Origin of the sequence: Tepidibacillus sp. HK-1 (assembly GCF_001748485.2) — a bacterium.
Lineage (GTDB): Bacteria > Bacillota > Bacilli > Tepidibacillales > Tepidibacillaceae > Tepidibacillus_B > Tepidibacillus_B infernus.
This window is the reverse complement of record NZ_BDGM02000027.1, coordinates 1-15,205: the sequence shown is the minus strand read 5'-3', so window position 1 is coordinate 15,205 and position 15,205 is coordinate 1. Positions and strand designations below refer to the sequence as shown.

Below are 15,205 nucleotides of genomic sequence, written 5' to 3'. Positions count from 1 at the left end.
CCTACTTAGGCCGATAAAAATTCTGCAATTTATTGGGTATCTCACTCTTCTTAACAAGGCTTAAAATGACAAAAGGTTGAATGAATTGGTATTCACTTATATCATTCACGGCATAAATTCTATCTTTAAAATTCGTATCCCAAATTGGTTCTAAAAGATTATTTTCAATTTTGTATCCTAGAATACGACTAGACACACTATACAAATCCGCCTTTGCTGAAATGCTCCCCGTATAGATAAGATCGTTTTTTGCAAAATCAATGGATTTTAACATCGTTGCAACCGATCGAGTTACTGGCAGATATTTGTTTGAAAAGGCATTCCAGTCAGCCTCATTTTCGAAAATGATCGTTTCATATGGTAAGATATCCTCAATAGTGGGTTTACTTGTAACAAATCCATTAAATAAGATTTCATAGGAAACATCACTTTTCGGGAAACAGCCTAAAGTACCTACAAAGAAAAATATAGAAATGAGCAGAAAAAGAACGGTCTTTTTCAAGATTTTAAACCTCCTCAAAAAAAAGAATGAGATACTTGTCACCCAATCATCCTCCTACAGGCACTATATAAGATGTAACCGGCCGGTGAACAACAAAAAAGGAGGATGATACAAATGGCAGTTAATAGTTTAGCAGATTTATCTAAGATGGTGATTACTTCTCAGGTGAGATTGGATGCAAACAATGAACCGGTGTTAAAAGCCAAAACCTATAATGGGGTAAAACCAACTGCACTCGATCAAGACGTGTTCGATGTTGCTCAAGCCATAGCATCACTTCAGGCCAATCCGGTTTACCGTGTTGAACGTATCGATCGTGAAGAATTAACTCAAGCATAATGAGTAAATTAAGTTTTCTATTGTAAGTGTAGCACACGGCAAGTCTAAAAAAAAAGAGGAGGAATGAATCATGACTGTCAAAACCTTAGAACTTATTTTCCAAACTGCAGGAGGAAAGAACGCAACTATCTCCATTCCGGATCCAGTTGAACCACTTGACCCAGCAATCGTTAATCAAGTGATGGCACAAATCGTGACTAAGAATATCTTTCAATTCACCAGTGGAGAAATTGTTGCAGCTGTAAGTGCAAGAACGATTGAAAGAACAGTCACAGATATTGCTTTAGCATAACAAAAATGGGGAGGAGACTCCCCATTCTTTACTTTTATGAATGAATGTGAATGACATGGATATCATGATCATGATTTTTGCTAGAAAGGAGAGAAGAACAATGGAACAGTGGATTCCAATGATTGGAGAAGTAGGCTTCCCCATTATTGTTACCTTGTATCTATTGACCCGAATTGAAGGAAAAATCGATGTCTTATCTCATTCAATTACCGAGCTTACAAATAGCATCAACAAATTTCAAAAGCAAGAATAGCTTAACTGAAAGTGAATACGATAAAGATTAAGGTGTGACATGGTATGTAGATATCCGCGTCACACCTTTTTTGCTTGATTTGGACTTGTTTTTTGTAAAATAGGTAGATGAATGTGATAAAATAAGAAAGATAGTAATAGATTATACATAGGAGGGCTTGGTTCATGGAATTAGGGTTAAAAGGTAAAGTTGCCTTTATTACAGCTGCTAGTAAAGGTTTAGGTAAAGCGGTTGCACTTGAATTAGCTCGTGAAGGAGTCCAATTGGCGATTTCTAGTAGAAATAAGGAACAAATTGAAGAAACCGCTGAATTGATTCGCAAAGAAACAGGGACAAGGGTAGAGGCATTTGTTGCAGATGTGAGCAACCCTAACGATGTAAAACAATTTGTTGAGACAATGATTCAAAAGTTTGGAAAAGTAGATATCTTACTAGTCAATGCAGGTGGCCCACCAAGTGGTGAATTTATGCAGTTTGATGATGAAACATGGGAAAGAGCTTTCCAAACTAACCTAATGAGCATCGTCCGTATGGTTAGAGAGGTAGTTCCACATATGCGCAAAAACGGTGGAGGAAAAATTCTTACCATTGCTTCTTCATCCGTAAAAGTTCCGATTCCGGGGCTTGTTTTATCAAATACATTTAGAGCTGGTGTTGCTGGATTGATGAAAACTTTATCAATGGAGCTAGCAAAGGATCAGATTTTGGTCAATGTGGTTGCTCCAGGACGTATTGCAACTGATCGTTTGAAAGAGCTAGATGCAGCAAATGCAGAAAAGTTAGGAATTCCTGTTGAAGAGGTTACCAAAAAAATGGAGCAAACGATACCACTAGGTCGATATGGCGGACCCCAGGAATTCGCCAAGGCAGTTGTATTCTTAGCATCTGATGCAAATTCATATATTACAGGTTCTACAATTATGATCGATGGAGGAATGGTTCCATCCCTGTAGAATACTATCTTATCATTAAAAAAATAGGAGATGATCGAGATGATGACTGAAGAAAGAGAAAACGGAAAAATAAAAATTGAGAGTGACGTTGTAGGTATGATTGCTGGCTTGGCTGCAGTGGATACAGATGGAGTTGCAAGCATGTCGGGAGGAATTACTGAAGGGCTTGCAAAAAGAGTAAGTGGTAAAAATGTAGCAAAAGGGGTGAAAGTTGAGGTAGGAGAAACAGAAACAGCCATTGATTTAAGAGTAATCGTGAAATATGGCTACAAAATTCATGAAGTAGCAAGAAATTTACAATTCAATGTGAAAGAAGCAGTTGAATCCATGACAGGATTAAATGTCGTCGAAGTGAATGTGCATGTAGAAGGAGTAGAGATTCAAAAGCCAGAAGAAGAAGAAAAGACAGAAGAAACTACTCTTCGTCTAAAGTAATCTAGCGTTTGTAAACGTTTTAAACGAAATGAAATGACAAAAGCAGCTAAAGGAATCACATTCTTTAGCTGCTTTTGTTGTTTTCTCTAGAAAGACTTAATACAACACCTATTGCCGTCATAACCATGATCAAGGATGAGCCTCCTGCACTAATAAAAGGAAGAGGGACTCCTGTGATTGGAATCGTACCAGTGACCCCACCAATATTGATAAAAGCTTGAATCGCCAATAAGCTTACTACACCTACACCTAGTAAGGTACCAAAAGCGTCCTTTGACCTTAAAGAGATAATGAGGATGCGCCATAACAATAACAAAAAAGCCAAGATAAAAATGGTGACTCCAATAAACCCAAGTTCTTCACCCATAACGGAAAAAATAAAATCAGACTGGGGGTAAGGTAAATAGAAATATTTTTGAATCCCTTTTCCAAAACCAGTACCGACAATTCCACCATTGCCAAGAGCCAATAAAGATTGAATCAGTTGATAACTTGTATCCCAAGGATCACTCCATGGATCCAGAAAAGCTGTAAATCGAGCAAAACGATAACTAGCTGATAAAATAAAAATGGTCAGAATAGCAATCGCGGGTACAGATAAATAGAGTATCTGCTTAAGACTTGCTCCTCCAACAATCATCACAATCCCAGCTGTTGCTAATAAAATCATCGCTGTTCCATAATCAGGTTGTACAGCAATTAAAATAAAAAACAATCCGGTAATCAATAAAGCAGGAAGCAACCCTTGTTTAAAGCTACTCATTTTCTCCCCTTTTTTAGAAATCAGCCCTGCTAAGTAGATAATTAACCCCAGTTTAGCAAATTCTGCTGGCTGTATGGTGAAAGAACCAATCCCAATCCAACTTCTTGCACCATTTCGTTCTTGTCCTAGACCCGGAACAAAAACAAGTAATAGGAGAAAAAACGAAGCCATTAAGATGAGAAAAAATTTATTTTTATAAAACACAAATGGGATATTCATGGTTACCAACATACCAAAAAGGCCAATCGCCCCCCAAATCATTTGTCTTTGGGTAAAAAACCAACGGTTTCCCATTTCCCAATAAGAAATCGTATAACTTGCACTAAAAATCATCACGATACCGAACCCAACCAAAACAAGAGTCATGAATAGCAAGAGAAAGTCTGGTGTTCCTCGACTGGGCTTCATTTATGTATTACTCCTTTCAATCGCTATAATACCCACAAAAGTGACGACTTCCTTGAAGTATCTTCCGATTACTTTTGCGGGGCTCTATCTTTCTTTACCTACAAAAAAAGAAGGCATTTATGTTATTCCATAAAGCCTTCTTTTTTTCCTGCTAGTCTTTTTGTTTTTCTAAATATTGTACTAAACGATCAAGTAAGACCGCGGCATCTTCACGTTTTAACGGTTGCCCTGTACCAAATTGGTCTTGGCTTGTTCCTGTAATGATTCCTATATCATATAACCGTTTAATTGAGGGGTAGGCCCAATGCTTGGGTGTGAGATCTTTAAATGGTAATGGGGTTTCTCCTTTCACTTGCCAATGCTCCTCCTTCCATTTGTTTATCTGTGCAATAAACCAATCTTTGGTTATTCCTGATCCTGGGCAGGTTTTGTTGGCATATTCTCGGTGAAAGACAATATCAACTGTAGTTAGATTTAAATGATCAAGCATGATATTTACTGCTCCCAAAATACTGTCCAATTGCTTTCCTTCTAATACCTCTTGACCCTTATCAAAATTACCAATCATTTCAAACATCATTCCACCTATATTATGACCACTGATACCAGCAGGAATGACATTTAGATCCCTTCCATCCCAAATTAAACCATCAGGAGAAATGGTAAAATGTTCACCAATGTCACTCCAACCTCTTGTTTCAGTATGGTACCTCCAAATGGCTTCAATTGTTTTTTCTCCTTGATAATCAGTTTTTCTCGGTTTCCAAGTATGGTGAATCTGAATATGATTGATAGGGCGTGTGAAGTTGAAGTTACGAATGAAACGATCAAATTCATCAAGCGTATAGGCTTTAAAATATCTGTTTACCAATTCAATCACCTCCTTCTGTAACTCTATATATTAATATGATTTTTTTCGTCCCATCGGTGACAAGCGATTGCCCCTTTAGGTTTAAGAATGAAAAAAGAAAAGAAAACACAACATAATCTCGATGGAAAAAATCTAATGAGATGAAATGAGAGGAAATGATGAATATGCAAAAATATAGTTTTCGTTGCTTTATTTTTCGTTCGTTTGTATTAACACTTTTACTTTCCTTTTTAACAATAGGTTGGAGTTTTCAAGCTACAGCTCAAGGGACGAACACCTATACAGTTCAACCTGGTGATAGCCTTTGGAAAATCGCTGTTAAATACCAAATAGGGCTATCGGAAATCATTGAGGCCAATCCACAAATTAAAAATCCCAATCTTATCTATCCAAAGCAAAAGGTGATCATTCCAGTTATTGATCGAATTAAGAGCATCGAACACCAGGTTATTCAACTCGTAAACCAAGAAAGACAAAAAGCAGGATTAAAACCTTTACGTGCGAACTGGCAGTTATCCAGGGTAGCTCGTCACAAATCTCAAGATATGAGGGATCAACATTATTTCTCTCACATTTCTCCTACCTATGGTAGCCCTTTTGATATGATGAGAGCGTATCGAATTTCCTTCTCCTATGCTGGTGAAAATATTGCGATGGGGCAAACCACGGCATGGCAGGTGATGAAGGGTTGGATGGGAAGTTCAGGACATCGGCAAAATATTTTAAATCCAAATTTTACAGAAATAGGGGTAGGCTATGCTGAAGGTGGGACTGGCAAATATTATTGGACCCAAATGTTTATTAGGCCGTAAACTGAACGGTCACTCTCGAACTGATGATAAAATGTATAGAATACTCTTTAGGTCTCTGGGTTATGCTAAGGAGAGATTAGAAAGGAGGAAATTAGATGACGACATTACGTGATATTATGACCACGAATGTAGCTACAGTTTCACTTCAAGATAATGCTTATGAGGTAGCACAAAAAATGTCGCAGTTAAATGTGGGCGCTATTCCAGTAGTAGATGGTCAAAATGTAATTGGTATGATTACAGATCGTGACCTTGTATTGCGTGGATATGCCGAAAAACGCTCAGGCTCTTTTGCAATTGATGGGTTAATGTCAAAGGATGTAGTCGTTGGGACACCAGACATGGATGTTCATGAAGCTGCTCGCCTAATGGCAGAAAAGCAAATTCGTCGCTTACCTGTAGTGGAAAATGGTAACCTTGTAGGAATCGTTTCCCTTGGTGATTTAGCAGTAAGAAATATTCATATTGATGAAGCAGGACAAGCATTAAGTAAGATTTCCGAACCGGCACAGCCTGGTACACATGGAACCCTTTAATTAAGGAATAAGTGAAAACCTAAAGTCACAAGGGAGTGAATCTCGTTAATCACTCCCTCATTTTCCCTCTTCTAATCGAACGTTTATTCGCATATAATAGAATTATAAACACCAATTAAGTTATTTTCATGGGGGAATGAGCATGTTAATGTATCCAAAGGAATATCTAGATTTTTCCCATTTGGTGAAGCAGTATGTGATTCTACATATTATGCTTAAAGTACTGGAATTCGACCGTAAAATGATTCAACAATCGGCTTGTAAATTAACAAGGGTTTATCAAGATACATTATTTGAGGTGCAAAAGAAAATCGAAAAAGATTTACGATCGATTAAGAGACAAATGAAAGAGTTAGGAGGGATGGTAATTGAAGAAGAACAACAACGGACGGTTCGCATTGTAAAAGCAAAATTTCGCGGTTTTATCTATACACACCGATTCTTAAATTACATGCTACAGGCTGAAAGTGAACAATTGTTTAAATCCTATGTATTACAAGGGGATGACCAGAAAAAATGATCAGCCTGATGAAATCCTGCCCCAAAATGGATATAATAAAAATGGAAAAAGGTTACAAGAAAATCAAGATAGAGAAATAGGAGTGAAAAAGCAAATGACAAAGGAAGAAATCCTAAAGGAATTACAGGAAAAAGAGTTAGACGATATCATTGAATTGATTGAGGATGCCGAAAATGGATACCTAGAGGAATTGGAGCTAGTTGAACAAATTGGCTTAATGTATGACCCAAAACTAAATGAAGAGGTTCTAAACCTTTTAAAAAGCCTAGGCGTAAAAATCACTTACGTCGAGGCCGATGATGAGGAAGAGGAATAGAATGGGGAAAGGACAAGGCAGATTTACCCTTCCCGGAAGGATGTGCCTCTACTTTGAGCTTGTGAGAGCCATCCTTTTTTCACCCCTTTTAAGTTGGGAAACTTCACCTTAAAAACTAGATTTAATTGAAGTACATTATATCAAAGTTTCCCAATTTACGGCAAACGTTGTATAAGGTATGATAATTATATAATAAATCTCCAGCTAATAGCAATTATTCATGTTAGCTTTTAGCTTTTATCTAGTTAAATGAATGGGAATTTTAGGGATTCCCAATGTTAACTTTGCAAATGACAAATCAAAAGAAATTGAAATAGAACCTGGTGTTTATCAAATAGAAGCTACTCAAGATGAAATTACTAAGTATATTACTATACAAATATGGGCAGGTGTACCATAATGGGGCATCACAAGGAACAATGCCTTATTAAATTAAACGCCATTCGGGGTGTTTTCCTTAGGATGTGAAGTATGGGTAAAAAAATAATAATCTCAATATCAGTATTAATAACTTTATCTATTTTCTTCTATATTTTATCAATTAACTTATCACCGGAAAAAGTAGTATTAAAAGTAATTAATAAAATTGAGGCAGGAAACCAGTTAAAAGAACAACAGAAAGTTACAAAAGAAATATCAAACGTTTTAAACTATTTTAAATCAAATAAATTACCATCCCCACATATCTTTGTTCATAAAGCAGAAAGTGATAATGTAACTACTGTAATTGGTGTTTTTACATCAGAAAAATATAATCCAGACGGTAACGTAAATAGTGTTTATACGGCTTTAGTGACTTTTTATTTAAAGAAAAAAAAGTTTATATGGGAAATTACAGATGTAAAGGTTAATGAGTATAAAGTACAGCATTGAATTTTTTATAAAAGCTAATCCTTGAAAAGTACAGATGAGACAGTATTTTTTTATGTTTTTTGTGCTAGTTTACGAGACTATCAAAAAGGATTTTTAGTATAAGTTTCCATCTTAGTCTACAATGTCAACGCTCACGCTCTTTGACGGTAAATTTCCTACCGACAATGACGTGAGCGTTTTGATGTCAACCCGTAAGGATTGAAAGAATTCGACTGACAATCATTTTAATGACGAATAAGCCACTCATTGTGTATATTGTGAATGATGTTCTTTTTTAAATTGCAGCATCATATAAAGCTTGATTGGAGCATTGAGACTGTATCGAAATGCAGCAATTTGCTCTCTTAGTTGTTCATCCATTTTGTGCTCATCTCATTTTTTCTTTGAATTTCAATAACCTTTCATTTACGCTTGAAATGAGGGAAGACTTACAGGCCAATCATTTGTTTTGTCACTGCACGCACTTGTTTCCATACGGAAATGAACCATTGGTATGTAGATTTTGGTTTTCTTGAGCCTGTTGGAAAGCGTAAGGATGAATAGATCATTAAACACCAATTCCAAAAGATGAGCTGAATTTTCGCTATGATTGTCCTCTAACTCTTGCACATTACGTAAGAATTTCCCATGGTGAATTGGAAATGAAGTTTGGAAATATGGACAACAGCAGAGAAAGACAAGGCGGAGAAGCTGGAATGTCTCTCTCTATTTTTCACCATTTTTTTCTACACCTCTTTTGATTGTCGTTACTTTTAGTTTTTGCACATGACAATCTACTTACAAAACATCCGTCAATTAAGTTAAGAAAAAACCACCCATTTTCCGCCGTAGAAAATACGTGGTTACAAAATAATTTAAAAGATAAGCCCCACACCTTTTGTGGTATCATTTATACCATAAAATAGCGTGAGGTTTTTGTATGGGCTTATCAATGTTGGTTAATTCCATGATCACAACAAAAACATAGCAAAAAAAATCTTAACCAAATGTTACATATTCAATTCAATACTTGTAGGAAGAGGGTGTTCTTCGGCAAAAGTATTAGTTGGCAGAGAAGTAGTTAATACGAAGAGACTGAATACGAATACGAAAGAAAAAAGTACTTTTCTCATTTAAACATCACCTCACATTTGAAATTTTTTCCTAGAATCGATGGCTAAGCGATAATAATAGCATGATTTTTTATAAAAGTGTTGATTTGCATAATAATCAGCTAAATGTTCTGCTGATTCACTTAGTTCCTTCCAAGTCTGTTTTTCTTCTAGATATGGAATTCCAACTTCTTCGATAAACCTAATATATTTATCATCATTGTCATTGAAGTATTTTAATTTCAAAAGATACAGTTTTGTTTGATCGATGATAAACTGATGTCTTCAGCAATTTTAATTCCTTTTTCAAGCCATTCTTTCGCTTTACCAAAACTATTTATTGCTAAATAACTCTCAACCATGTAAAATATTGTGTTTGTAATTCTGTCATATTGTCCTTTCTTTAATTTACAACTTTTGATATAGTAATCAATCGCTTGTTCATGTCGATTCATTTTAGAAAAAAGGTAACCAAGGTTATGATAAATATTACTTAATAGATAGGGATCGTTTAATTTTATGGCAGTCTTTAATGAATTATTCAAGTAGTGTTCTGCTTTTTCGTATTCGTGTAAACGTATGTAGTTGATGGATAAGATTGATTGCGTTTCAATACTTCGCATATAATCCATATTATGGTTAAATAGTTCTAAGGAGGAATTTGCATAATGTATTGCGAAGGTAATATGATAAAGTCTGCTATGAACAAGGGATAATAGATAGTTTAATTCAGGTTCGGTAATATGAATATCTTGGCTTATTTTTTCAGCTTTTGAATAATATTCTAGTGATTCTAACAAATCATTTTTCATGTACTTATAGAGTCCATAGAAGGTATAGAAATAATATGTTTGTTGCTCAGAAAACCCATTTTCTACTATTTTTAGTTCATCTATAATATTTTCAGCTTCATGTAAGTTCCTTAATAATAATTGATATCTAAGAGAAAATAATTGATAATCGATTAAAATAGTTGGTTCTTCAATCTTTTTAACCTCTTTACGAATGGCCTTTTCCATTTCTATGGCCATATCTTTTTCTCTACTTATAATGACTTCATACCATTCTTGTAATTTGTTCTTTATTGTTTCAATAGATTCCAAATCTTCTTCCATTGAAGAAAGTCCTAATCTTTCGAAAATAAAGCCTACTACTTCCTTATGGGGTACTTCTAAATTATTTTCTATCTTGCTTAAATAAGATTTAGAGCAGATCCCCTCAGCCAATTGTGATTGAGTTAATCCCTTCTTTATCCTATAATACCTAATTTTATCCCCTATCTTCATCAATAACCACCCCTTTTAAGTTGGGAAACTTCACCTTAAAAAACCAAATTTAACTAAGGTACATTATATCAAGTTTCCCAATTTACGGAATTGACTGTATAAGTTATGATAATTATATAAAAAGTTTCCATTGATATCAAAAAGTTCATATTTAAAGAAGAACAACTTTTGTAGAAGGAACAACTGATTATATGGATGACAATGATCATGGTACACATGTGGGAGTTAATATTTTTAGCACAGATCAATAGCACAGTACAATATAACGGTTACGAATCATATAATGGTACTTCAATAGCTTTACTATGTAGCAGGAGTAACTGCTCTTATTTGATAACGAAATGTATTTTAAATATAAAATTTGTAAAGGGGGTAACAACAGTGGGAAAAATAAGAAAAAAGTCATTAGTTATTAGTTTACTATTTATTTTTGCACTTACTTTTGTACAGATAAGTACAGAGGTAAATGCTGCAGTTAATGACTCTTGGCAGAATAGTGGAGTTATTGTGCATAGTGATTCTAATGGTCAAATGTATTATACTAATCTTTATGGAACTTTAACAGCACAGCATGTACAAGATTCAGTAGACAATACTTTTATTGCATATTTGTATACTGAAGCAAAAGCTCTAGAAATGCATTTCAATCAATTAAATGCTTCGATGGGAGTAAGTTATATTAAAGTTAATGGTTTAAGTAAATCTTTAACAGGGAGTCATACATTTATGTATGATCCTAATGATGGATGGGTTCGTGCAATTGAGGATACAGAAAACTTAACATTTCTCTATGGTAGAACTCGACCTGTAGAAAGTAGAGTTTACTTTAAAGGCGATTCTTCTTCAACCATTTTATGGAATTCTGGTGTGGTTGATGTTTCTGGTGATTGGACTACCTAATAAAAAGGAGTAGAAAAATAATGAAAAAGAAATCAATAATTATAACTATTATCAGTTTTGTTTTTTTGGGAGCAGTTTTAGGTTTAGCAATTCCTACAAATGCTTTTAATAAAGGAATATGGGAAATCTACCAAGAAATTAAAGATAATAAAATAAATGATGGTACTATTGTAGCCCAATTTAATGATTTTAAAATAACGAAAGAAGATGTTATTAATATTAAAAATGAATTTGAGAAAGTTAATAGAGAACTAAATGGTAATCCAAATTATACAATTTCTGAAGGGCAAATAATAAAAAATAAATTATTAAATGAATTTCTATATTTAGAAGCTAAAAATGTTGGCATTACTCCTCCAAATGACAAAGAAGCGAATTTAGCAAAAGAAGAACAATTAGCAAATTACCAAAAAGTATCAGATGATATTAAAAAAATACAGGAAGCAAAAATACAAGAACTTGGTTTAACTTTTGATGAGTATTGGAATGTTTACTGGATTGAAACTTATAAGAAGAATAAAATGATTAGTGACTATATTAATTTGGAAATGCAGAAATCTGAATATATTAATAAAACTAAAGAAAAAGCTAGAGATGAAATAAAAGAAAAAGCATATAACAAATATAAAGGGCAAGTCTTTTTGAATAAAGAATTAAATATTGTATTACCGTAATTCTTAAAACAAGATCTAATTAGAAGGCGTTGTCTATAATGCTCACATAGTGTCAACGCTCACGCTCTTTGACGGTAAATTTCTCACTGACAATGGCGTCAGCGTTGACATCATTGGCTGTTGTTCTATTCGTTATTTACTTGTTATTCAAATTCTTAAAAAGAAAAACCTTACGCCTTTAACCAAATGTTACATATTCAATTCAATACTTGTTGGGAAAGGGTGTTCCTAGAATCGATGGCTAAGCGATAATAATAGCATGATTTTTTATAAAAGTGTTGATTTTCCTTTTTCAATCCATTCTTTCGCTTTATCAAAACTATTTATTGTTAATTATCTTGCTTAAATAAGATTTGGAGCAGATCCCCTCAGCCAATTGTGATTGAGTTAATCCCTTCTTTATCCTATAATACCTAATTTTATCCCCTATCTTCATCAATAACCATCCCTTTTAAGTTGGGAAACTTCACCTTAAAAACCCAAATTAACTAAGGTACTTTATATCAAGTTTCCCAATTTACGGAATTGACTGTATAAGTTATGATAATTATACAATAAATTTCCATTGATATAAAAAATCATGTTTAACTTTAATCTAGTTAAAAAACTCCTTATGAGTGGTACTAAATTTGTTTTAATTCCCTGAGTACTATTATTTTATGGTTAGAAAAAAGGAGGAAGAAAAATGAAGAAGAAGTTTACTATGTTAACTTTGATTTTAACTATGTTAGCTTTAGTTTTGCCTTTTCAAATTAATTTGACTTCTATTCATGCAAAACAAAGGGATAGAAGTGTACTTTTCTTTGGTCCAAAAGATGCTAATTATGTTGTAGAATATATTCAAAAAACAAGTGTTAAAGATGATGATTCCATTATCAAAGAAAAAGTTTATTTAAATAATAGTAAATTAAAGGTAAAAACATTTAATATTAGTAAAGCCGATACACCAATTACCAAGAATTATACGGATATTGCTTATCCACTTAATGATGTAAAAGAAAATGATAATTTAAAAACTTATCTAAAACAAATGCTTGATGAAGGGAAAACAGTATATCTTTATGGAGATGTATCTTACAATGATTATAAAGAAGTTCTTGGGTTAGACCAGCTATCAGTAAAACAGAGTAATGGAATGGTACTAAATTTAGCTGTACCAGCCACAGAAAAAAAAGATGTAAAAAATAGAACTCAAAAAACTTATGATATTGTAGGATATTCGACAGTAGGTGGACATAATTTATATACTGGTACTATTAAGTCGAATGAAAATCTTACTGAGTATAATTATTTAAGAGAAATTTTGTACTATGTGTCAACAAAAATTGATAATGAAGATACGGAAAATCAAAATGCTTTAGGCTTCTTGACACAAAATAAGGCTTTTGCAAGCAGCAATATCATTAGAAAATCAAGTCCTACTACTTGGGAAATTTCTGCTTATGATGGTTCAACCTTAGTTGGTAGAGTAGATACGGATTGGGACTTAGCCCAAAATACGGATGAAACAGTACATGAATGGGATTACTTTACATTAGAAACACGTACAATCACTAATGCATATAATGCATATGTAAATGGTACTGTACATGTTAATCATGATCTAGTAGCGTCTGTTGATGATCTTCAATATGGTTCTCCAGGTAATGGGTCTGGAACATCCTGGTCAATTTCTATTGGATATCCTTGGAATATAAATATAGGGTATTCAACAACTAATTCTGTTGATTTAAGTCTTAATACTCAGACTGTTGATCCTGAATATAATCATTGGACTTATTCTGGGCAAGCTAACGGTGACTTAATGAAGTTAATGAGTGCATGGAAATCTAGTACCGTTGCTTTTTATGTACCGATAGATATTAATATAAGTGCTGAATTTATTTTATGGGACCAAACTCCAACTGTTAAACCAGTTAGTGATAGTTATAGTGTACGGTATTCTTATGATAAAAGCACATCACCAGGATATTAAAATATGATTTGAGCTTAAGACATTAACACCTCATACCATTTCTTAGGTATGAGGCGTTGTTTTGGGCTTTTAATATGGAGAGGATGTTCTATGAAAAAAACTACTCTAATGTTATTTATTTTAATTATCAGCTTTCTAGTTTCGGGGTGTAGTAATAATTACAAAACGGAATTTGAGATCCCTCTATTTTCTGAATCTAATATTAAGGAAATCGATTTTTTAAATGAATGGGATTTATTTGCAAAAAAAGTAGATATAAGCGGTGATGAAAAAGTAGAAAAATTTGAACTAGCTTTCAGTAAAGACGGGGAAATACAATATATTCTTTTAAACTTAGTAAAAAGAGAAAAAACAAATTTTTATCATGAGTATGTATATACACAAGGAAAATTTGCTCCACCAGATAAGGAATATTTTTTACTAAAAACTAATAGAGACGGGAACTTTGAACCAAACTCAAATTATCTTTCAGTAAAAAAACTATTTAAGATGGTAGATATCATTATTCATCACGAGGATATATATATAAATAATCAATCAAACGATTACGTGATCCGTACTACAGGGAAAATGCAAAAGATAGGTATGTTTGGTACATATTATAGGATAAATAATAATGAGATTGAATTAACAAGTAGTACAACAGATAGTGTATATGCTATTTTATTATCAGGTTTTAAGAAACTAACTAATTCCCCACAAGATGTTATTACGCATCATAATATTTATATATTTAATTGAAGAATTATGGATATCGAGTATTTTAAATCTTGCGGTTAAAACTTATAATGCTTGATTTTTTCTAGTATATGGTTTAAAAAAAGTACTGGCTTAATCAATCTATAATGCTCCCATAGGGCGAGATACAGAGAGCGCAGAAAACATCCAGATAATGCATGTGATTGATGTGCTTGATACCGACCATCCATACTTTGGCTATCGGCGCATGACAGCGAAACTTCGTGAGAAAGGATATGATGTCAATCGTAAACGCTTACACCGTCTCATGCGTCTCATGAGTATTCAAGCCATCTATCCTAAGCCTAACCTTAGCAAGCGGCTACATGCCAAATATTACAGACCCTATTTGTTTCGTGGATTGGACATCATCCGTCCGGATTATGTGTGGGGTGTGGATATCACTTATATACGCATGGGACGGGGATTCATGTACCTTTTTACAATCATCGATTGGTTCAGGCGTAAAGTGATAGATTACGAGTTATCAAGCACCCTTGATGTTAGTATAGTTTCATGGACACAACTTAGTTAAGTCCCTTACAATAAAAACGGGAGAGGATGTGTCCAATATGAAACGCAAAAAATTCAATGATGACTTTAAGAAAACGATTGTGGATTTGTATCATTCAGGCACTTCTGTCAAAGATCTGTGTAGCGAATATGGC

General features: G+C 33.8%; 20 protein-coding genes. 15 read left to right on the top strand and 5 right to left on the bottom strand.

Annotated features, from left to right (window positions below; all coding sequences use genetic code 11):
• Position 1 precedes the first annotated feature (1 nt).
• Positions 2 to 502, bottom strand: coding sequence for a hypothetical protein (locus tag BEN26_RS12290; RefSeq protein WP_069798825.1), 501 nt, complete (start codon positions 500 to 502; stop codon positions 2 to 4).
• A 114-nt stretch (positions 503 to 616) separates the two neighbouring features.
• Between BEN26_RS12290 and BEN26_RS12285 the strand changes: the two genes are divergently transcribed.
• The 5 genes from BEN26_RS12285 (at position 617) to BEN26_RS12265 (ending at position 2,774) form a co-directional block, all read left to right on the top strand.
• On the top strand, positions 617 to 841 hold the full coding sequence (locus tag BEN26_RS12285; protein ID WP_069798822.1) for a DUF1659 domain-containing protein: 225 nt from the start codon (positions 617 to 619) through the stop codon (positions 839 to 841).
• A 70-nt stretch (positions 842 to 911) separates the two neighbouring features.
• Positions 912 to 1,133: a DUF2922 domain-containing protein gene (locus BEN26_RS12280; RefSeq protein ID WP_069798820.1), complete on the top strand. Its 222-nt coding sequence runs from the start codon at positions 912 to 914 to the stop codon at positions 1,131 to 1,133.
• Positions 1,134 to 1,233: 100 nt separating this feature from the next.
• The gene (locus BEN26_RS12275; RefSeq protein WP_068727545.1) at positions 1,234 to 1,386 is read left to right on the top strand and encodes a YvrJ family protein; all 153 of its coding nucleotides are present in this window, start codon (positions 1,234 to 1,236) and stop codon (positions 1,384 to 1,386) included.
• A 164-nt stretch (positions 1,387 to 1,550) separates the two neighbouring features.
• Positions 1,551 to 2,339 carry an SDR family oxidoreductase gene (locus BEN26_RS12270; protein WP_069798818.1) on the top strand — a complete coding sequence of 263 codons (789 nt, stop codon included), beginning with the start codon at positions 1,551 to 1,553 and terminating at the stop codon, positions 2,337 to 2,339.
• A 42-nt stretch (positions 2,340 to 2,381) separates the two neighbouring features.
• Entirely contained in the window at positions 2,382 to 2,774 is a 393-nt protein-coding gene (locus BEN26_RS12265; protein ID WP_068727541.1) for an Asp23/Gls24 family envelope stress response protein, read from the top strand.
• Between the two features lie 64 nt (positions 2,775 to 2,838).
• Here the strand turns inward: BEN26_RS12265 and ftsW are convergent, their stop codons facing one another.
• Together ftsW and BEN26_RS12255 are read right to left on the bottom strand one after the other, a co-directional pair.
• The gene (gene ftsW, locus BEN26_RS12260; protein ID WP_068725052.1) at positions 2,839 to 3,945 is read right to left on the bottom strand and encodes a putative lipid II flippase FtsW; all 1,107 of its coding nucleotides are present in this window, start codon (positions 3,943 to 3,945) and stop codon (positions 2,839 to 2,841) included.
• Between the two features lie 151 nt (positions 3,946 to 4,096).
• Positions 4,097 to 4,816, bottom strand: coding sequence for an N-acetylmuramoyl-L-alanine amidase (locus tag BEN26_RS12255; protein WP_069798816.1), 720 nt, complete (start codon positions 4,814 to 4,816; stop codon positions 4,097 to 4,099).
• A 158-nt stretch (positions 4,817 to 4,974) separates the two neighbouring features.
• Between BEN26_RS12255 and safA the strand changes: the two genes are divergently transcribed.
• The 5 genes from safA to BEN26_RS12230 all read left to right on the top strand — a co-directional run bounded on the left by safA (position 4,975) and on the right by BEN26_RS12230 (position 7,873).
• A complete protein-coding gene (gene safA, locus BEN26_RS12250) occupies positions 4,975 to 5,628 on the top strand; it encodes a SafA/ExsA family spore coat assembly protein (RefSeq protein ID WP_235589081.1) in 654 nt (217 codons plus the stop codon).
• A 95-nt stretch (positions 5,629 to 5,723) separates the two neighbouring features.
• Positions 5,724 to 6,164, top strand: a complete 441-nt coding sequence (locus tag BEN26_RS12245) for a CBS domain-containing protein (RefSeq protein WP_068725048.1) — start codon at positions 5,724 to 5,726, stop codon at positions 6,162 to 6,164.
• A 142-nt stretch (positions 6,165 to 6,306) separates the two neighbouring features.
• Entirely contained in the window at positions 6,307 to 6,684 is a 378-nt protein-coding gene (locus BEN26_RS12240; RefSeq protein ID WP_069798814.1) for a YhjD family protein, read from the top strand.
• On the top strand, positions 6,668 to 7,000 hold the full coding sequence (locus tag BEN26_RS12235) for a hypothetical protein (RefSeq protein ID WP_308789543.1): 333 nt from the start codon (positions 6,668 to 6,670) through the stop codon (positions 6,998 to 7,000). The genes BEN26_RS12240 and BEN26_RS12235 overlap by 17 nt, the downstream gene beginning before the upstream one ends.
• A 471-nt stretch (positions 7,001 to 7,471) precedes the next feature.
• Positions 7,472 to 7,873: a hypothetical protein gene (locus tag BEN26_RS12230; protein ID WP_069798812.1), complete on the top strand. Its 402-nt coding sequence runs from the start codon at positions 7,472 to 7,474 to the stop codon at positions 7,871 to 7,873.
• A gap of 1,333 nt (positions 7,874 to 9,206) precedes the next feature.
• On the opposite strand, the gene BEN26_RS12225 is transcribed toward BEN26_RS12230, so the two are convergent.
• On the bottom strand, positions 9,207 to 10,250 hold the full coding sequence (locus BEN26_RS12225) for a tetratricopeptide repeat protein (protein WP_069798808.1): 1,044 nt from the start codon (positions 10,248 to 10,250) through the stop codon (positions 9,207 to 9,209).
• A gap of 330 nt (positions 10,251 to 10,580) precedes the next feature.
• Here BEN26_RS12225 and BEN26_RS12220 point away from each other — a divergent pair, with 330 nt between their 5' ends.
• Positions 10,581 to 11,150 carry a hypothetical protein gene (locus BEN26_RS12220; RefSeq protein ID WP_181482292.1) on the top strand — a complete coding sequence of 190 codons (570 nt, stop codon included), beginning with the start codon at positions 10,581 to 10,583 and terminating at the stop codon, positions 11,148 to 11,150.
• Between the two features lie 20 nt (positions 11,151 to 11,170).
• Entirely contained in the window at positions 11,171 to 11,824 is a 654-nt protein-coding gene (locus BEN26_RS12215; RefSeq protein WP_069798804.1) for a hypothetical protein, read from the top strand.
• Positions 11,825 to 12,143: 319 nt separating this feature from the next.
• Here the strand turns inward: BEN26_RS12215 and BEN26_RS12210 are convergent, their stop codons facing one another.
• Positions 12,144 to 12,260, bottom strand: a complete 117-nt coding sequence (locus BEN26_RS12210; protein ID WP_084818774.1) for a helix-turn-helix domain-containing protein — start codon at positions 12,258 to 12,260, stop codon at positions 12,144 to 12,146.
• 249 nt (positions 12,261 to 12,509) lie between these two features.
• Between BEN26_RS12210 and BEN26_RS12205 the strand changes: the two genes are divergently transcribed.
• The 3 genes from BEN26_RS12205 to BEN26_RS12195 all read left to right on the top strand — a co-directional run bounded on the left by BEN26_RS12205 (position 12,510) and on the right by BEN26_RS12195 (position 15,072).
• Positions 12,510 to 13,799: a hypothetical protein gene (locus BEN26_RS12205; RefSeq protein WP_069798802.1), complete on the top strand. Its 1,290-nt coding sequence runs from the start codon at positions 12,510 to 12,512 to the stop codon at positions 13,797 to 13,799.
• A 90-nt stretch (positions 13,800 to 13,889) separates the two neighbouring features.
• Positions 13,890 to 14,540 (top strand): hypothetical protein, encoded by a 651-nt coding sequence (locus tag BEN26_RS12200; protein WP_069798800.1) that lies wholly within the window; start codon positions 13,890 to 13,892, stop codon positions 14,538 to 14,540.
• A 151-nt stretch (positions 14,541 to 14,691) separates the two neighbouring features.
• On the top strand, positions 14,692 to 15,072 hold the full coding sequence (locus tag BEN26_RS12195; protein ID WP_399168471.1) for an IS3 family transposase: 381 nt from the start codon (positions 14,692 to 14,694) through the stop codon (positions 15,070 to 15,072).
• Positions 15,073 to 15,205 lie beyond the last annotated feature (133 nt).